This window comes from Streptomyces sp. (assembly GCF_031178505.1).
GTDB lineage: Bacteria > Actinomycetota > Actinomycetes > Streptomycetales > Streptomycetaceae > Streptomyces > Streptomyces gulbargensis.
In genome coordinates, this window is the sequence record NZ_JAPSIW010000628.1 from 1 (window position 1) to 3066 (window position 3066).

The 3066-nt window shown below is 69.8% G+C and carries 3 protein-coding genes; 2 read left to right on the forward strand and 1 reads right to left on the reverse strand.

Annotated features, from left to right (window positions below; all coding sequences use genetic code 11):
- On the reverse strand, positions 1-740 hold a 740-nt coding region (locus RIF68_RS29290), incomplete at its 3' end, for a S8 family serine peptidase (RefSeq protein WP_309054297.1).
- 266 nt (positions 741-1006) lie between these two features.
- On the opposite strand from RIF68_RS29290, the gene RIF68_RS29295 reads away from it, so the two are divergent.
- Both RIF68_RS29295 and RIF68_RS29300 read left to right on the forward strand, forming a co-directional pair.
- Entirely contained in the window at positions 1007-1378 is a 372-nt protein-coding gene (locus RIF68_RS29295; RefSeq protein WP_309054298.1) for a DUF485 domain-containing protein, read from the forward strand.
- A complete protein-coding gene (locus RIF68_RS29300) occupies positions 1375-3015 on the forward strand; it encodes a cation acetate symporter (protein WP_309054299.1) in 1641 nt (546 codons plus the stop codon). The genes RIF68_RS29295 and RIF68_RS29300 overlap by 4 nt, the downstream gene beginning before the upstream one ends.
- Positions 3016-3066: the final 51 nt, after the last annotated feature.

A 3066-nucleotide genomic window follows, 5' to 3' on the forward strand; every position in this document is an offset into this window, starting at 1 on the left:
CCCGTGATGCCGACGCCGTTCTTGGCGGCGGCGATCGTGCCGGCGACGTGCGTGCCGTGGTCGCTCTCGCCCGCGCCCGGGCGCCACGAGCCGGGGGTGGTGTCCGGCTTGCCCGACACGCAGTTGGCGGAGGCGGCGGCGTCGAAGTTCGGCGCCAGGTCGGGGTGGGTGTCGTCGACGCCCGTGTCGATGACGCCGACGGTCACGCGCTTGCTGCCGAGCGTCTTCTGGTGGGCCCGGTCCGCCTTGATGGCCGGGAGGTCCCACTGCAGGGGCTCCAGCGGGTCCTGCTCGTCCGAGGCGGTCGCCGCGGCGGCCCGGGCCTCGGCCGGGGAGAGGGCCTGCGCGCCCTCGTCGACGGCGGTGTCGGACTGGACGGAGAGCGGAGCGGTACGGGTGGCACCGGCCGACACGACGCCGCGCGCCTGCCGGATCGTCTTCGCGAAATCGGCGTTCCGCGAGTGGACGACGATCACACCTATCTGGTCGTAGGCGATGACGATCTCACCGCCCGCGGCGGCGATGGCCTTCTTCACCGAGGCGGCGGTCCGGCGGCCCCCGTCGACGTTGACCACGTACGACAGCTTCGGACCGTCGGCCGTCGCGGTGGCCACCGCGGGGGCGTCGCTCAGGTCCGCGGCGGTGGCGGCGCCGGAGGGAAGGAAGCCGAGCGAGGCCGTGAGCGCGAGACCAACGGGCAGGGCAAGAGCCCGGCCGCGCCTCGATCCCAGATGAGCCATGGGTTCTCCACATCATCCGTGTACTGCCCGCGCGGGGTTGCGCTTGGGCAGGTGCATGACGACGGAAGTTATCGCTGTTCATCCCGGGGATTCAATGAGTTGAGAAGACTTCATGAAGAACTGTGCGAAGAAACCATCCGGGTGAACCGCGTCGCTTCCCGCTCCGTGCCGTTGTGCAGGGGAGGAGTTCCGCCCGGAGCCGCGTGCTCCCACCGTGGCGGGACCTCCCGCACCACCCGTCCGCCCCGCGTCACAAGGAGATTTCCGTGGCCACCGAAGCACCGCCGCCCACGAACGGCACGGAGACCGACAGCGGTCCCGGCCGCCCCACGACGGAACACTTCGTCGAGGTGCAGAAAAGCCCGGAATTCGGTGAACTGCGCCGTACGTACCGTTCCTTCGCCTTTCCGCTGACCGTCGCCTTCATCGCCTGGTACCTGCTGTACGTGCTGCTCTCGAACTACGCGGGCGGCTTCATGGGCATCAAGCTCCTCGGCAACATCAACGTGGCCCTCGTCCTCGGCCTCGGCCAGTTCGCGACCACCTTCCTCATCGCCTGGCTCTACTCCCGGCACGCCGCCGAGCGTCTCGACCCCCGCGCCGAAGCCATCAAGTCCCGCATGGAGGGCGACGCATGAGCACCCCCGTCCTGCTCGCCGCCGACAGCGCCACCACCGAACACCGGCCGCTGATCATCGCCCTGTTCGCCGCCTTCGTCGTCGCCACCCTGGCCATCACCGTCTGGGCCGGCCGGCAGACCCGCAGCGCCGCCGACTTCTACGCCGGCGGAGGCCAGTTCACCGGCTTCCAGAACGGCCTCGCCATCTCCGGCGACTACATGTCCGCCGCGTCCTTCCTCGGCATCAGCGGCGCCATCGCCCTCTTCGGCTACGACGGCTTCCTCTACTCGATCGGCTTCCTCGTCGCCTGGCTCGTCGCCCTGCTCCTGGTCGCCGAACCGCTGCGCAACTCCGGCCGGTTCACCATGGGCGACGTCCTCGCCTACCGGATGCGCCAGCGCCCGGTCCGTACCGCCGCCGGCACCTCCACCATCGTCGTCTCGATCTTCTACCTGCTCGCGCAGATGGCCGGAGCGGGCGTCCTCGTCTCGCTGCTCCTCGGCATCACCAGCGACGGCGGCAAGATCGCGATCGTCGCCCTCGTCGGCGTCCTGATGATCGTCTACGTGACGATCGGCGGCATGAAGGGCACCACCTGGGTCCAGATGGTGAAGGCCGTCCTGCTCATCGCGGGCACCCTCCTCATCACCTTCCTCATCCTGCTGAAGTTCGACTTCAACCTCTCCGACCTGCTCGGCGCCGCCGCCACCAACAGCGGCAAGGGCCAGGCCTTCCTGGAGCCCGGCCTCAAGTACGGCACCAGCGCCGTCTCGAAGCTCGACTTCCTCTCCCTCGGCATCGCCCTCGTCCTCGGCACCGCCGGCCTGCCCCACATCCTGATCCGCTTCTACACGGTGCCGACCGCCAAGGCCGCCCGTAAGTCGGTCAACTGGGCCATCGGCATCATCGGCGCCTTCTACCTGATGACGATCGTCCTCGGCTTCGGCGCCGCCGCCCTGCTCAGCGGCGACACCATCAAGGCGTCCAACAAGGCCGGCAACACCGCCGCCCCGCTCACCGCCCTGGAGGTCGGCGGCGGCGCGGACTCCACCGGCGGCGCGATCCTCCTCGCCGTCATCTCCGCCGTCGCCTTCGCCACCATCCTCGCCGTCGTCGCCGGCCTGACCCTGGCCTCCTCCTCGTCCTTCGCGCACGACATCTACGCGAACGTGATCAAGCGCGGGAAGGCCACCGAGAAGCAGGAGATGCGGGCCGCCCGCTGGTCCACCGTGCTCATCGGCATCGTGTCGATCGCCCTCGGCGCCCTCGCCCGCGACCTCAACGTCGCCGGCCTGGTCGCCCTCGCCTTCGCCGTCGCCGCCTCGGCCAACCTGCCGACGATCCTCTACTCCCTCTTCTGGAAGCGGTTCACCACCCAGGGCGCCCTCTGGTCGATCTACGGCGGACTGATCTCCTCCGTCGTCCTCGTGCTCTTCTCGCCGGTGGTCTCCGGCGGCCCGGCGTCCATGTTCAAGGGCGTCGACTTCCACTGGTTCCCGCTGGAGAACCCCGGCCTGGTCTCCATCCCGCTGGGCTTCCTCCTGGGCTGGCTCGGCTCGCTCCTCTCCAAGGAGGAGCCGGACGCGGGCAAGTACGCCGAGCTGGAGGTCAAGTCCCTCACCGGAGTCGGTGTCGCCGCCGCCGTCAAGCACTGACCGCGGCGCGGCGGACCGTATACAGTCCGCCGTCACCGGCCGGGGGACGCG

What these genes read in the sequence shown, in the direction of transcription:
- RIF68_RS29300 (WP_309054299.1), top strand. Translation starts at nt 1,375, where the DNA reads ATGAGCACCCCCGTCCTGCTCGCCGCCGACAGCGCCACCACCGAACAC.